10 protein-coding genes are annotated in these 13,109 nt (G+C 71.8%); 4 read left to right on the forward strand and 6 right to left on the reverse strand.

Annotated features, from left to right (window positions below; translation table 11 throughout):
- Window positions 1-2: 2 nt before the first annotated feature.
- The 3 genes from IEV96_RS05470 to leuS all read right to left on the reverse strand — a co-directional run bounded on the left by IEV96_RS05470 (window position 3) and on the right by leuS (window position 5,815).
- The gene (locus tag IEV96_RS05470) at window positions 3-2,339 is read right to left on the reverse strand and encodes a ComEC/Rec2 family competence protein (RefSeq protein WP_188509649.1); all 2,337 of its coding nucleotides are present in this window, start codon (window positions 2,337-2,339) and stop codon (window positions 3-5) included.
- Window positions 2,336-2,956 (reverse strand): ComEA family DNA-binding protein, encoded by a 621-nt coding sequence (locus tag IEV96_RS05475; protein ID WP_188509650.1) that lies wholly within the window; start codon window positions 2,954-2,956, stop codon window positions 2,336-2,338. The genes IEV96_RS05470 and IEV96_RS05475 overlap by 4 nt, the downstream gene beginning before the upstream one ends.
- Window positions 2,957-3,253: 297 nt before the next feature.
- Complete coding sequence (leuS, locus tag IEV96_RS05480) at window positions 3,254-5,815, reverse strand: leucine--tRNA ligase (protein WP_188509651.1); 2,562 nt, start codon at window positions 5,813-5,815, stop codon at window positions 3,254-3,256.
- A 178-nt stretch (window positions 5,816-5,993) separates the two neighbouring features.
- On the opposite strand from leuS, the gene IEV96_RS05485 reads away from it, so the two are divergent.
- From IEV96_RS05485 to IEV96_RS05495, 3 genes are all read left to right on the forward strand, one after another.
- Window positions 5,994-6,476, forward strand: a complete 483-nt coding sequence (locus IEV96_RS05485) for an SRPBCC domain-containing protein (protein WP_188509652.1) — start codon at window positions 5,994-5,996, stop codon at window positions 6,474-6,476.
- Window positions 6,473-6,781, forward strand: a complete 309-nt coding sequence (locus IEV96_RS05490) for an ArsR/SmtB family transcription factor (RefSeq protein WP_188509653.1) — start codon at window positions 6,473-6,475, stop codon at window positions 6,779-6,781. Before IEV96_RS05485 ends, IEV96_RS05490 begins: the two co-directional genes overlap by 4 nt.
- A 220-nt stretch (window positions 6,782-7,001) precedes the next feature.
- On the forward strand, window positions 7,002-7,472 hold the full coding sequence (locus IEV96_RS05495) for an SRPBCC domain-containing protein (protein ID WP_188509654.1): 471 nt from the start codon (window positions 7,002-7,004) through the stop codon (window positions 7,470-7,472).
- Here IEV96_RS05495 and IEV96_RS05500 read toward each other — a convergent pair.
- Window positions 7,453-8,787: an anthranilate synthase component I family protein gene (locus IEV96_RS05500; RefSeq protein ID WP_188509655.1), complete on the reverse strand. Its 1,335-nt coding sequence runs from the start codon at window positions 8,785-8,787 to the stop codon at window positions 7,453-7,455. The genes IEV96_RS05495 and IEV96_RS05500 overlap by 20 nt on opposite strands.
- 11 nt (window positions 8,788-8,798) lie before the next feature.
- Between IEV96_RS05500 and IEV96_RS05505 the strand changes: the two genes are divergently transcribed.
- Window positions 8,799-9,578: an aminotransferase class IV gene (locus tag IEV96_RS05505; RefSeq protein WP_188509656.1), complete on the forward strand. Its 780-nt coding sequence runs from the start codon at window positions 8,799-8,801 to the stop codon at window positions 9,576-9,578.
- A gap of 187 nt (window positions 9,579-9,765) precedes the next feature.
- Here the strand turns inward: IEV96_RS05505 and cydC are convergent, their stop codons facing one another.
- On the reverse strand, window positions 9,766-11,457 hold the full coding sequence (cydC, locus tag IEV96_RS05510) for a thiol reductant ABC exporter subunit CydC (RefSeq protein ID WP_308419468.1): 1,692 nt from the start codon (window positions 11,455-11,457) through the stop codon (window positions 9,766-9,768).
- Window positions 11,454-13,097: a thiol reductant ABC exporter subunit CydD gene (gene cydD, locus IEV96_RS05515; protein WP_188509657.1), complete on the reverse strand. Its 1,644-nt coding sequence runs from the start codon at window positions 13,095-13,097 to the stop codon at window positions 11,454-11,456. The genes cydC and cydD overlap by 4 nt, the downstream gene beginning before the upstream one ends.
- Window positions 13,098-13,109 lie beyond the last annotated feature (12 nt).

The raw sequence follows: 13,109 nt of genomic DNA on the forward strand, positions 1-13,109 counted from the left end.
GGTCACGGGGGTGCCTTCTGCCTCCAGACCCGCACCTCGTCGGGAGCGGATCCGGGAGCCAGCAGCACGAGCCCGTCGGTGTCGGTGCGGGTGGCCGCCGTGCCCACCCGGGCCAGCAGGTCGAGCAGGCGCTCGGTCGGATGCCCGTAGGTGTTCTCGGCGCCCACACCGATGACGCCGACCGTCGCGTCGGCACGCTCGTACACCCGGTCGAGCTGGTCGCCGCTGCCGTGGTGCGAGACCTTGACCACGTCGACCCGCGGAACCGGGCCGGCCGCCAGCATGAGGGCCTGCGCCCTCTCGCCGAGGTCTCCGAGAAACAGCGAGCCGAGGCATCCGTTCGCGCACGCGCCGACCGGCTCGAAGGCGAGCACGACGCTCGCGTCGTTGCCCGGTTCGACCGAGCCGAGCCGGGCCGGCGGCCAGAGCACCGTGTAACGCAGCTCGCCGAACAGCCCGCTCCCGCCGCGGGACACGCGTTCGACCGCCGCTCCCCCGGCGGCCAGGTCCGCGACGAGCCGGTCGTCGGCGACCTCCCCGGACGGTCCCACGATCGCCCGGTCGACGCGACCGAACACGGTCTCGGTGCCGCCGACATGGTCGAGATCGAAGTGGCTGAGCACGAGCAGGTCGATACGTCCGACGCCGAGCTCGTCGAGGCACCGGGCGAGCGAGGCGGGGTCGGGACCGGTGTCGACGAGTGCGGTCCGGCCGCCGCTGCGCAGGAGCACGGCGTCGCCCTGGCCGATGTCGCACGCGGCGATCTGCCAGTCGCCGGGGCGCGACCACTGCTGCACCACCCGCACCCCGGCGACGGCGCCCGCGAGGCCGACGAGCAGCACGACGGCGGTCGCGGCGCAGCCGAGCCGGGCGCGGCGGGAGACAGGTGCGAGCGCGGCGATCAGCCCGCCCACCGTGACCACGGCCAACAGGCCGACCCCGACCGGCCCCTCCGGCCACGGGATCGCCCCGCCGGGAAGCCCGGCGAAGAATCCGGCGACGGCGGCGATCCAGCTCGACGGGACCCACGCGACGGCGGTGAGCGCCTCGCCCAGCCAGGGCAGTACGGGCAGCGTGACGCAGGCGAGCAGCCCCAGCACCGTCGCGAAGGGCGCCGCCGGTTCGGCCAGCGCGTTGGCCGCGATGCCGTAGGTCGGGATGGACGGCGCGAGCATCAGCAGTACCGGCTGGCAGGCCAGCTGCGCGGCCAGCGGCACCGCGATCACCACGGAGACGCCGAGCGGCAGGACGCGCTGCAGCAGCCGGCTGAGCGGGCCCGTGAGCACGAGCAGCCCGCCCGTCGCCAGCACCGACAGCACGAACCCGTAGTCGCGACTGAGCCACGGGTCGGTCGCCAGCAGGACGAGGGTCGCGAGCGAAAGCACCGGGATGCCGCGCACGGGTCGCCCGCCCGCTGTCGAGAGCAGCACGATGACCGCCATCACGCCCGCCCGCACGACGCTCGCCTGCGGGGTCACCAGCACGACGAAACCGACGAGGACGGCGACGGATGCACCGATCCGCGCGCCACGCGAGACCCCGAGCATCGCGCCCGCCAGCATGATGAGCGCGACGACTATGGCGCAGTTGGCGCCGGACACCGCCGTGAGATGGCTCAGCGAGGTGGCCTTCATGGCGGCGTCGAGCTGCTCGCCCACCGCGGACGTGTCGCCGATCGCCAAGCCCGGTAGCAACGCCGCACCCTCCCCGTCGAGCCGGGCGGCGGCCTCGGCGAACGACCCCCGCAGCCCGTTCGCCCAGTCGAGGAACCACGGCGGCGGCGCGGTCACCCGCGCCGGCCCGTCGGCGAAGACGAGAAACCCCACGTCGTCCTCCGGCGCGGTCGCGACGATCGTGCCGCCGAGCGCGAGGGTCGACCCGATGCCGGCGCGCTCCACCGGACGGGCGTCGAACACCAGCACGGGCGCCCCCACCGTCACGCTCCGGGCTTCGCCCAGCGTCATCGTCGTCGCGGTCGCCGAGAACGGTCCGTCGCGCGCGCTCGCGTCGGGCTCGCCGCCGACCGTCTCCGTCGTCGTGACGGTCAGCGTCACGTAGCGTCCGTCGTCGGCGGCGTCGAGCAACGCGGTCGGCTGCCGCACCGGGGCGGCGACCGCGGCGGTCGTGCAGACGAGGCCCGCCGAGACGGCGCACACCGCGACCGCCACGAGCAGCGCCCTGCGCCAGACGAGCGCGGCGGCGAGGGCCAGACCCGCGACGGCCCAGAGGGCGATCGCGGCGGGCAGCGCGCGGCCCGGCGCGGAAACGACGAGCGCGGCCACGAGCCACGCGACCACCGCGGGCGGCACGAGCCGCAGATCGACCGGGCCGCGCTTCACAGCGTCACCAGCTCCTTCAACGCGTCGAACGTCTTCTCGCCGATGCCGGCGACGCTCATCAGGTCTTCGATCGCGGAGAAGCGCCCGTTCTCGTCGCGCCACGCGATGATGCGTTCGGCCATGGCGGGGCCCACCCTCGGCAGGGTTTCGAGAGCCGCGACATCCGCGGTATTGATGTTGACCTTTCCGGGGACGACCGCTCCCCCGGCCGCGCCACCCGGCCCCGCGACGGGTGTTTCGCCGACGAGTGGCACGACGAGCTGCTCGCCGTCGGTGACGAAGCGGGCAAGATTGAGTCCGCTCTGGTCTGCGCCATCCGCGAACCCGCCCGCCGCCGCGACGGCGTCGACCACCCGGTCTCCCTCGCGCAGCTCGTACAGGCCGGGACTCGCGACCGCGCCGAGGATGTGCACGAAGATGCCGGCTCCGGATGGCGCCGCCGTTGCCGTGGCCGCCGATTCGAGGGCGCCGTCGGCCGGGGCGATGACCGCGCTCTGCCCCTTGGGCGCGAGCGCGGAGAACAGGATCGCGCACGCCAGCCCGACGAACAGGACGACCACGGCGGCGCCCACCCCGATGCGCACGCGTGCGCGCCGCACCTCGCCGGGATCGCTCATGCGACGACGGTAGACGTGCGGTGCCGCGGCGGACGGCGGTGTGGCCCATCAGCGCACAACGACCGTCGGCGGCCGGCTGGGGAGGGAGACGCGCCACGGCCCAGTTCGAAAACTCAGGAAACCCGGTCGCCAGCGCCCATCCACCGTCGTGTGTGGAAACTCAGGAAACCCGGTCGCCAGCTCGCGGGCGACCCGCGAGGTGGCGCGGGCAGGTCGCCGCTCCCCGACGCGCATTCCTGAATTTCCGAAATCTCGCGCGGGGGCGCGGGAGGCGCTGGGGTGGTGCCTACGGCGGGGCTACTTCACCGCGAACGAGATGACGCGCGGCGCCCGCACGATCACGTTCACGATCTCCTGGTCGCCGATCGACCGGATCACGGCTTCCGACTTGCGCGCCAGCGCCTCGAGGTCTTCGCCGCTGATCTTCGGCGACACCTCGAACTTGTCGCGCACCTTGCCGTTGACCTGGACGACCGCCATCACGGAGTCCTCGACGAGCAGCGTCGGGTCGGCCTTGCGCCAACGCACCAGCGCCACTGTCGGCTCGTAGCCGAGCAGCTCCCACATCTCCTCGGCCGTGTACGGCGCGAATAGGCTGAGGGCGACGGTGATGACCTCGGTCGCCTCGCGCACCGCGGCGTCGGCGGGGCCGGCACCGGTGTCGATGGTCTTGCGGGTCGCGTTGACCAGTTCCATCAGTCGCGCGACGACGACGTTGAACTTGAACGACTCGACGAGGCCGGGTCCGTCCTGCAGGAAGCGGTGCGTCTGCTTGCGCAGGGCCGCGTCGCCGGTCTTCCATTCCACGTCGGGAGCGCTCGTGACGTCCTTCGCGAGGCGCCAGGCACGCTTGAGGAACTTGGCCGAGCCGGCGGGCGAGACGTCTTCCCAGTTGATGTCGTCTTCGGGCGGGCCGGCGAACACCATCGTGAGGCGGATCGCGTCGACGCCGAACTCGTCGATGACGTCGCCGAGGTTCACGCCGCCCTTGCTCTTCGACATCTTCGAGCCGCCGGAGAGCACCATGCCCTGGTTGAGCAGCGCGCTGAACGGCTCGGTGAACGAGACGTAGCCGAGGTCGAACAGCACCTTCGTGATGAAGCGCGCGTAGAGCAGGTGCAGGATGGCGTGCTCCACGCCTCCGACGTACTGGTCGACCGGCGCCCACTTGTCGGCGTCCTTCGGGTTGAACGCCTGGCTGTCGTCGTTCGGGTTGAGGAAGCGCAGGAAGTACCACGAGCTGTCGACGAAGGTGTCCATCGTGTCGGCGTCGCGCAGGGCGGCGCTGCCGTCGCGCGGGTCGGGCACGTTGACCCAGTCCGCGGCGGCGGCGAGCGGCGACTGGCCCTTGGGCTGCAGGTCGAGGCCCTCGGTCGGCGGCAGCAGCACGGGCAGCTGGTCTTCCGGCACCGGCACGAGCTCGCCGTCGGCGCCGTGGATCATCGGGATCGGGGTTCCCCAGAAACGCTGGCGGCTGATCAGCCAGTCGCGCAGCCGGTAGGTCTTGGCGGCGCGGCCGCTGCCGGTCGAGCCGAGCAGCTCGATGGCGCGCTTGATCGCGTGGGTGCGGCTCAGCCCGTCGAGCGGACCGGAGTTGATCATGCGGCCCTCGCCGACCAGTGCCTCGCCGGTCTTCGACGGCGACAGCGGCGGAAGGTCGTCGGGCAGGATCGCCACGCCGTTCTCGTCGAGGTCGAGCACCGGGATGGAGGCGGTGACGGGCGCGTTCGTGTCGACGACGACCACGACGGGCAGGTCGAACTTCAACGCGAAGTCGAGGTCGCGCTGGTCGTGGGCGGGAACGGCCATAACGGCGCCGTGCCCGTAGTCGGCGAGCACGTAGTCGGCGGCCCAGATCGGGATGCGTTCCTTCGTAACCGGGTTGACCGCGAACCGGCGGAGCGGCACGCCGGTCTTCTCGCGAGTGGCATCCTGCCTCTCGATCTCCGTACTGCGCTGGGTCTGCTCGAGGTAGGCCGCGAAGGCGGCCTTGGTCTCGTCCGACCCGGTCGACACGAGCTCGGCGGCGAGGTCGGAGTCGGGCGCGACGACCATGAAGGTCACACCGAACAGGGTGTCGGGGCGGGTGGTGAAGACGGTGACCTTCTCGTCGCGTCCCTCGATGACGAAGTCGACGTCGGCGCCGACGGAGCGTCCGATCCAGTTGCGCTGCATGGCGAGCACCTTGCTCGGCCAGTGGCCCTCGAGCTGGTTTAGGTCGTCGAGCAGGCGGTCGGCGTAGTCGGTGATCTTGAAGTACCACTGCGTGAGCTTCTTCTTGACCACGACGGCGCCGGAGCGGTCGGACGTGCCGTCGGCGAGCACCTGCTCGTTCGCGAGCACGGTCTGGTCGATCGGGTCCCAGTTGACCCAGCTCTCCTTGCGGTAGGCGAGGCCCTTCTCGTACAGCTTGAGGAACAGCCACTGGTTCCACTTGTAGTACTCGGGGTCGCTGGTCGCGAGCTCGCGGTCCCAGTCGACGCTGGTCGCATAGCGGCGCATCGACGCCTTCTGCTCGGCGATGTTGCGGTAGGTCCAGTCGCGCGGGTTCACGCCGCGCTTGATGGCGGCGTTCTCGGCGGGCAGACCGAAGGAGTCCCAGCCGACCGGGTGCAGCACGTTGAAGCCCTGCATGCGCCAGTAGCGCGCGACGACGTCGGCGAGAGCGTAGGCCTCGCCGTGTCCCATGTGCAGGTCGCCCGAGGGGTAGGAGAACATGTCGAGGATGTACTTGCGCGGTCGCTTGTCGTCGGCGTTGCCCGAGGCGAACGGCTTGAGTTGCTCCCACACCGGCAGCCACTTGTTCTGCAGCGCGTCGATGTCGTACTCGGGAGCGTCGTCTGGGTACTCGTGTGCCACGTGTGTTCTCAATTCATTGCGGGGAGAGTGGGCGCGAGACTTGCGAGCGCGGCCCAACCAACAAGATTAGCGAACGGATGCTGCAGCCGCCGCACTGCAACCATAGGGTTGCACCTTGCCGCCCCATGTGCAACTCTGGTGTTGCACTCATTCACCCGTCAGATCGAAAGGAAACACCATGACCGACACGACCCCCGCCGTCGTCGACGACGAGACCTGGAGCGTCACCCGCACCGTACGCATCGACGCGCCGCGCTCCGCGGTGTGGGCGGCGCTTACGACCCCCGAGCTCATCTCGCAGTGGTTCGGACAGCGGACCGAGTTCGACCGCATCGCGGTCGGCGGCACCGGCCACTTCTCCTTCGATGGCTACGGCGACAACCCCGCCGTCATCGTCGAGCACCAGCCCGAGAGCGCGTTCGGATACCGCTGGGGCACGAAGGACGAGCCGATCCGCGACGACAACTCGACGCTCGTTCGGTTCACCCTCGACGACGAGGGCGACGCGACGCTGCTCGCGGTCGTCGAGACCGGCTTCGGGCTGCTCGCCGGGGGCGACGACCACCGCCGCACCCACCTCCACGAGCACCGCGAGGGCTGGGACTCGGAGCTCGACGAACTCGTGGCGTTGCTGGCGGCGTCACCGTCGAGGTCCGCGTGACCCTCGTACCCGTGTTTGCCGCACTGGGCGACGAGACGCGCTGGAGCATCCTCACCGAGCTCGGCAGCGAAGACCTCTCGGCGTCGGCGCTCGCGTTGCGCCTGCCGGTGAGCCGGCAGGCGATCGCGAAGCACCTGGCAGCGCTGGTCGAGGTCGGACTCGTCGAGGCCGTGCCCGCGGGACGGGAGATACGCTACCGCGCGCTCGGCTCCCGCCTGGGCGAGCTCGCCGCGCAGCTCGAGCAGATCGGCACCGCCTGGGACGCCCGCCTCGCCGCCCTCAAGCGCCTGGCCGAGGGCCGCTAGCCGGGGCCTTCGGAAACTCAGGAACCCGCGTCGCCAGGTCTCCGTCGGATCGTGGAACCGCGCGCATCCGCAATGCCGCATCGACCGCGTCTCCTGAATTTCCGAAACTGCTTATTCAGGACGGAGCGGCGGATGTCGCGGCGCCCGCCACCCCGGCGGCGCGGCACCCCGTTGCGCGGGCCGCGCCCGCGGAGGAACCTGTAGGCGATGGGAGGACGCCATGGCTGACATCGAGGACGGCGCTGTCGTCGACGAGGAGCATTACTCCGTGAGCCGCACCGTGCACGTGCGCACACCGCGCGGCCGGGTCTGGGACGCGATCACCACGGCGGACGGCATTGCCCGCTGGTTCGGCGACACCGCGAGCCTCGACGAGGCCAGGGTGGGGGCGAGCGGCTCGCTCGGCTGGGAGGACTTCGGCGACTACGCGTTCGTCGTCACGGCGGTGGTCGACGGCTTCCTGTTCGAGTTCCGGTGGGCGAAGGACCCCGGTGTCGACGTGCGGGAGGACAACGCGACGTCCGTGCGCTTCGTGCTCGCCGACGCGGTCGACGGCACCATCCTCACCGTGGTCGAGAGCGGCTTCGACCTTCTCGCGGGCGACGACGCGGCGCGGCGCGAGCTGTTGCACGGCAACCGCGAGGGCTGGAATCTCGAGCTCGACGAACTGGTCAGGACGCTCGAGTCGTAAGCACGGCGAGCAGCGCGGCCGCCTTGAGCTTGACCTCGGCGAGCTCCTCGGCGGGCGCCGAGAGCGCCGTGATGCCGCCTCCGGCGCCGACCGTCGCACCGGCCCGGTCGAGCACGATCGAGCGGATCACCATGGCGAGGTCGACGCGTCCGTCCACCCCGAAGTAGCCGAAGGCGCCGGCGTAGATGCCGCGCGCCCTGTCCTCGAGCCGGTCGAGGATGAGGGTCGCGTTGCGTTTGGGCGCGCCCGTCATCGAGCCCGCCGGGAAGCAGGCCACGACCGCGTCGACGGCGTCGACCCCGGGCGAGAGCCGTCCGCGCACGGTGCTCACCAGCTGGTGCACCTGCGGGTAGCTCTCGAGCGCGAACAGGCTCGGCACCGTCACCGTGCCGAGCTCGCTCACGCGTCCGATGTCGTTGCGCATCAGGTCGACGATCATGAGATTCTCGGCGCGTTCCTTGTCGCTCGCGAGGAGTTCGGCCTTGAGAACGTCGTCGTCGGCCGGGTTCGCGCCCCGTGCCCGCGTGCCCTTGATCGGCTTCGACTCCACGACGCCGTCGGGCGTGACGCTGAGGAACTGCTCGGGCGAGGCGCTGAGGAGGGCGACCCCGCCGATGCGGATCAGCCCGCCGTGGTGCGCGGGGCTCGACGCGCGCAGCGCCAGGTAGGCGGCGAACGGGTCGGGCCGCACGTCGACCGTCGCCTCGTTCGTGAGACAGAGCTGGTAGGCGTCGCCCGCGCGGATCGCCGCCTGGCATTCGGCGATGAGTTCGAGGTAGCGGGCGTCGCTCGTGGTCCAGGTCGCCGGCGCATCGGAGGGTGCGTGTACGGGCAGCGGACGATCGAGCCCGAGCGCGGTGATCGTCGCGGTACGCCAGTCGGCGAGCTCGCCCTCCCACGACCCGCCGAGCGCGAGCAGGGTGACCTCGCGGGTGGCATGGTCGAAGGCGAGGGCGCGGTCGGCGAACATCAGGGCCGCGTCGGGGTACCGGCTCGCGCGCGTCGGCGGGGTGCCGAGGGTGACGTCCCGCAGTCCGTAGCCGAGCCAGCCGACCCACCCGAGCGAGAAACCGGGCCCCGTGTCATCCGCGAACCTGCGCGAGGCGAGATCGGCCCGCAGCTCGTCGAAGACGTCCGGGCCGCCGATGACCCGCGAGCCGGCGCCGAGGTAGCTGACCCCCGCGCCCTGACCGCTGTCGAGCCAGAAGCTGTTCGGTTCGTCGGCGAGCAGGCCGGCCCAGGCCCGGTGCGGTTCGATCCAGCGGCCGAGCGGATGACGCAGCACACGTGACGGCGGAAGGTCGGCGTGGCGCATACCCTGAGTTTATGAGTACGCCGATCGCGCCCACCTCGGCCGTCTACCGCTGGCACGAGGGCGCGTTGCAGTTTCTGGACTATTGCGACATGACCGAGACCACGGTCGAGGCCGCGGACTCCTGGCTCGTGACCGACGGCCGCACGCTCGCGCTCGACCTGCACCGGTCGCGGTTTCTCGCGGCGGCGCCCGACGGCGCCGCGTTCTGGGACGCCGCAGTTGCCGCGATCCCCCGCGAGGGCGACTGGTTTCCGCGGGTGGAGCTGCAGTCGCGGCGCGGCTCGCAGCTGTTCGTTCTCCGGCTGCGCAGCGCGCCGACACTCACCCGCTCCGTCGTCGTCGCTACCCACGCGGGTCCCGACCCGCGCACGCGGCCGACCGTGAAGGGCCCCGACCTGGAGTCGATGCTGCGCATCCGCACCGCCGTGCAGCCGCTCGGCGCGGAGGAGGCGGTCATCGTCTCCCCCGACGGTTACGTGGTCGAGGGCGCCTACAGCGCGCTCGTCTGGTGGCGTGGCGCGATCCTCTGCTCGACGTCGCCCGACCTGCCGCGCATCAACAGCGTCACCGAGCGCTCGCTGCTCGGCATGGCAGGGGCGCTCGGCGTCGAGACATTCCAGGAGGCGGTCACCCCGGCGGAACTCGACGGCTGCGAGGTCTGGGCGCTCAGCGCGCTGCACGGCCCGCGCATCATCACCCGCTGGGTGGACGGACCGGAGATGGCCGCGCTGCCCGGCCGCCTCGACCTGTGGCGCACGCGGCTGGCGGTGCTGCGCCGGGAGCTGCCCTAGGGCACGCGCCGTCCGTCGCGCCCGCTTGGTTCACGCCCGCCCCCGAGGTGCCTCAGCCGCGTCATCCGCCCCGCCCTTTCGGAAACTCAGGCGACGGGGTCGCGTGCGGCAGACGGATGCGCCAGCTTCCGCGCATCGCCGAAGGTCTCGCGACCAGACTTCCTGAATTTCCGAAAAAGCGCGCGGCTCAGGCGAGGCGCAGGGTGGCGGTCACCAGGGCGCTGTCGATCGCGGTGTGCGAGATGACGATCACGGCGCGGTCGGCGGCCGCGGCTCCGCGTAGCAGGTCGGCCATCAGGGCGTCCGCCCGGTCGACGTCGACGTTGGCGGTCGGCTCGTCGAGCACGAGGATGGGGAACTCGGCGAGCAGGGCCCGGGCGAGGGCGATGCGCTGGGCCTGTCCGCCGGAGACCAGCGAGCCGCGCTCCCCCACCGGAGAGTCGAGCCCGCCGCGCTCGCGCACCCACTCGTCGAGTCCGACCGACGCGAGCACGGCGTGCAGGTCGTCGTCGGTGGCCCCCTCGCGGGCGAAGAGCAGGTTCTGCCGGATCGTGTCGTCGAACAGGTGCGGCGACTGCTCGCAGAGTCCGACGATCGTGCGCACCGCGTCGGGGTCGAGCTCGTGCACGTCGACGCCGCCGAGTGTGTAGCCGCCCTCGTGGTCGAGGAACCGCACGAGCACGTGCGCGAGCGTGGTCTTGCCCACGCCGCTCTCGCCCGTGACGAGGAGGCAGTCGCCGGGCGCGACCGTGACCGACACGTTGCGTAGCGCGCGGTCCGCCGCGCCGGGCCAGCGCGCCGAGACGCGGTCGAGCGTGAGGGTGACGGGGCCGGTCGGCAGGTCGGCGCCCCGTTCGAGCGCGACCGGGATTTCGGATGGCACGGAATCCGGGACCACCTCGGCGATGCGACGCGCGCTCACCCGCACCTGACGCCACGCGCCGACGGCGAGCGGCACCATGCCGAACGCCTCGAAGACGGCGATGGGGACGAGCACCACGAGCGCGAGCGCCGGTCCGGTGATGTCGCCGGAACCGTGCGCCGGAGCGGCCGCCAGCAGCGCCCCGATCATCGCCGCGCCGCTCAGCAACGAGACGGCCGCGGCCACGACGCCGGCACCGAGCGCCTGCCGCAGCTGGGCGGACCGCAGGCGCGCGTCGGCCGCGGCGATCGCGGCCTCGCGCTGCCCGGTGACGCCGAACGCCGTGAGCACGTCGAGGCGGGTCACGAAGTCGAGCACCAGTTGGGCCAGCTCGGCGCGCAGCGGCGCGACGCTGCGGTCGGCTTTCGCGGTGATCCCGCTGTGCACGACGGTGCCGACGACCGCGGCGGCGACCAGGGCGACCAGCAGGGTGAGCCCGGCACCCGGCAGGATGATCGAGACGGTGACGACGCTGAGCACCGACACGACCAGCGATGTCGCGAGCGGCTGCACGACGCGCAGCGGCAGGTCCTGCAGCTGGTCGACGTCGGAGACGAGCCGGGTCAGCAGGTCGCCGCGGCGCGTGCCGCCGAGGCCGTCGGGCGCGATCGGGATGAGCCGGCGGAAGATCCCGGCGCGCAGGGTGGCGAGCGAGCGGAACGCGGCGTCGTGGGTGACGAGCCGCTCGACGTAGCGGAAGAACGCGCGGCCGAGCGCGAACGCGCGCACCCCGACGACCGCGAAGCCGAGGAAGAGGATGGGCGGCTGCTCCGAGGCGCGCGTGATGAGCCAGGCCGAGGTGGCGAGCAGCGCGACGGCGCTGCCCGAGGCGAGAATGCCGAGCAGCAGCCCGGGAACGAACCGTCGCGCGGGCGGTTGCGCGAGCCGCAGCACGCTCGCCGCGTCGGTGCCGCTCGCGGGAGCGGTTGCCGGAGCAACGTGAGGGGCGGATGTCACGAAGCCACCGCCACTCGGGGGCGCAGCTCGATCACGCTGTCTGCGGCGTCGAGCAGCGCCGCGCGGTGGCTCACCACGACGACGGCCACGCCGGTGGCCGCGAACCGCTCGAGCCCGAGGATGAGTTCAGCCTCGGTGGCCCGGTCGAGCGCGGAGCTCGGTTCGTCGAGAATCAGCACGGGGCACGACTGTGCGATGGCCCGGTAGAAGGCGCGCGCGAGCGACACCCGCTGCGCCTGCCCGCCCGACAGCCCCGAGCCGTTGACGCCGAGCACCTGCGCGGGGTCGACGAGCTCGGCCGCGGCGAAGCGCATGGCCTCACGCACGATCTGCTCGTCGACGACGTCTGCCCCGAGTGCGATGTTCTCGGCCACGGTGCCGGCCATCAGCGACGGACGCTGCCCCGACCACGCCACCAGCTCCCGCGCTTCGGCGGGCGTGAGCGCGGCGCCCCCGTAGGAGACCGTGCCGCTGAACGGCACGAAGCCGAGGATCGCGCCGACGAGCGACGACTTGCCTGCGCCGCTCGGGCCGGCGATCGCCGTGACCACTCCCGGTTCGAGGCGCACACTCAGCCCGTCGATCACGGTGCGGTCGCCGTAGCGCACGCCGAGATCATCGACCGCGAGGGTGGCGCCCGTCGCGAGGGGACGAGCCCGGGATGCCGCGGCCGCCGTCAGCGCGGCGGCGTCGAGAATGCCGAACACCTCCTCGGAGGCGGCCACCCCGTCGGCCGCGGCATGGAACTGGAGGCCGACCTGGCGAAGCGGCAGGTAGGCCTCGGGGGTGAGCAGCAGCACGAACAGGCCGACCGTAAGCGCGAGGGTGCCGTCGACCAGCCGCAACCCGATCGACACGGCGACGACGGCCACCGAGAGGCTGCCGGCGAGTTCGAGCACGAAGCCGGAGACGAACGAGATGCGCAGCACCGCCATCGTGCGGGAGCGGTAGTCCTCGGTCACGCCCTCGATGCGCTCAACCTGCCGGTGCTGGCGGCCGAAGATCTTGAGCGTCGAAAGCCCGTCGACGACGTCGAGGAATCCGCTGGCGAGCCTGTTCAGCGCAGCCCACTGCTTCTTCTGCACGGCCTGGGTCGCCCAGCCGATGAGCACCATGAACAGCGGGATGAGCGGCAGGGTCACGATGATGATGATCGCGGTCGCCAGGTCTTGCGTGAGCAGCACGAGCAGCAGCACGGGCGTCGCGATCGCGGTGAGGATGAGCTGCGGCAGGTACTTGGCGAAGTACCCGTCGAGGGCGTCGAGCCCCTGGGACACGGTCGTGGTGACGCGCGCCGAATTGCGGTCGGCGAGCCACGCAGGGCCCAGCTTCGCGATGGCGGCGACCACGCGCATCCGCAGTTGGCTCTTGACCCGGGCAGCACCACGCACCGCGAGCACGTCGAGCAGCCAGATGAAGACCGCCCGCGCCACGACGACACCCGCGAAGGCGGCGAAATCGGTGCCGAGCTGGACCACCGACCGGCCGTCGATGATCCCGACGATGAGAGCGGTCGCGAACCACGCTGCCGCGACGACGGTGACCGTCTGGAGGAAGCCGACGACCCCGCCGGCGAGGAGGAACCACCGAGAAGCGGATGCGTACCGGAGCAGCCGCGGATCGATGGGTCCCGCGCTCATTCAGCCACCGTA

Origin of the sequence: Conyzicola nivalis (assembly GCF_014639655.1) — a bacterium.
Lineage (GTDB): Bacteria > Actinomycetota > Actinomycetes > Actinomycetales > Microbacteriaceae > Conyzicola > Conyzicola nivalis.

What these genes read in the sequence shown, in the direction of transcription:
- IEV96_RS05475 (WP_188509650.1), bottom strand. Translation starts at nt 2,956, where the DNA reads ATGAGCGATCCCGGCGAGGTGCGGCGCGCACGCGTGCGCATCGGGGTG.
- IEV96_RS05485 (WP_188509652.1), top strand. Translation starts at nt 5,994, where the DNA reads ATGACCGACACGACCCCCGCCGTCGTCGACGACGAGACCTGGAGCGTC.
- IEV96_RS05495 (WP_188509654.1), top strand. Translation starts at nt 7,002, where the DNA reads ATGGCTGACATCGAGGACGGCGCTGTCGTCGACGAGGAGCATTACTCC.
- IEV96_RS05500 (WP_188509655.1), bottom strand. Translation starts at nt 8,787, where the DNA reads ATGCGCCACGCCGACCTTCCGCCGTCACGTGTGCTGCGTCATCCGCTC.
- IEV96_RS05505 (WP_188509656.1), top strand. Translation starts at nt 8,799, where the DNA reads ATGAGTACGCCGATCGCGCCCACCTCGGCCGTCTACCGCTGGCACGAG.
- cydD (WP_188509657.1), bottom strand. Translation starts at nt 13,097, where the DNA reads ATGAGCGCGGGACCCATCGATCCGCGGCTGCTCCGGTACGCATCCGCT.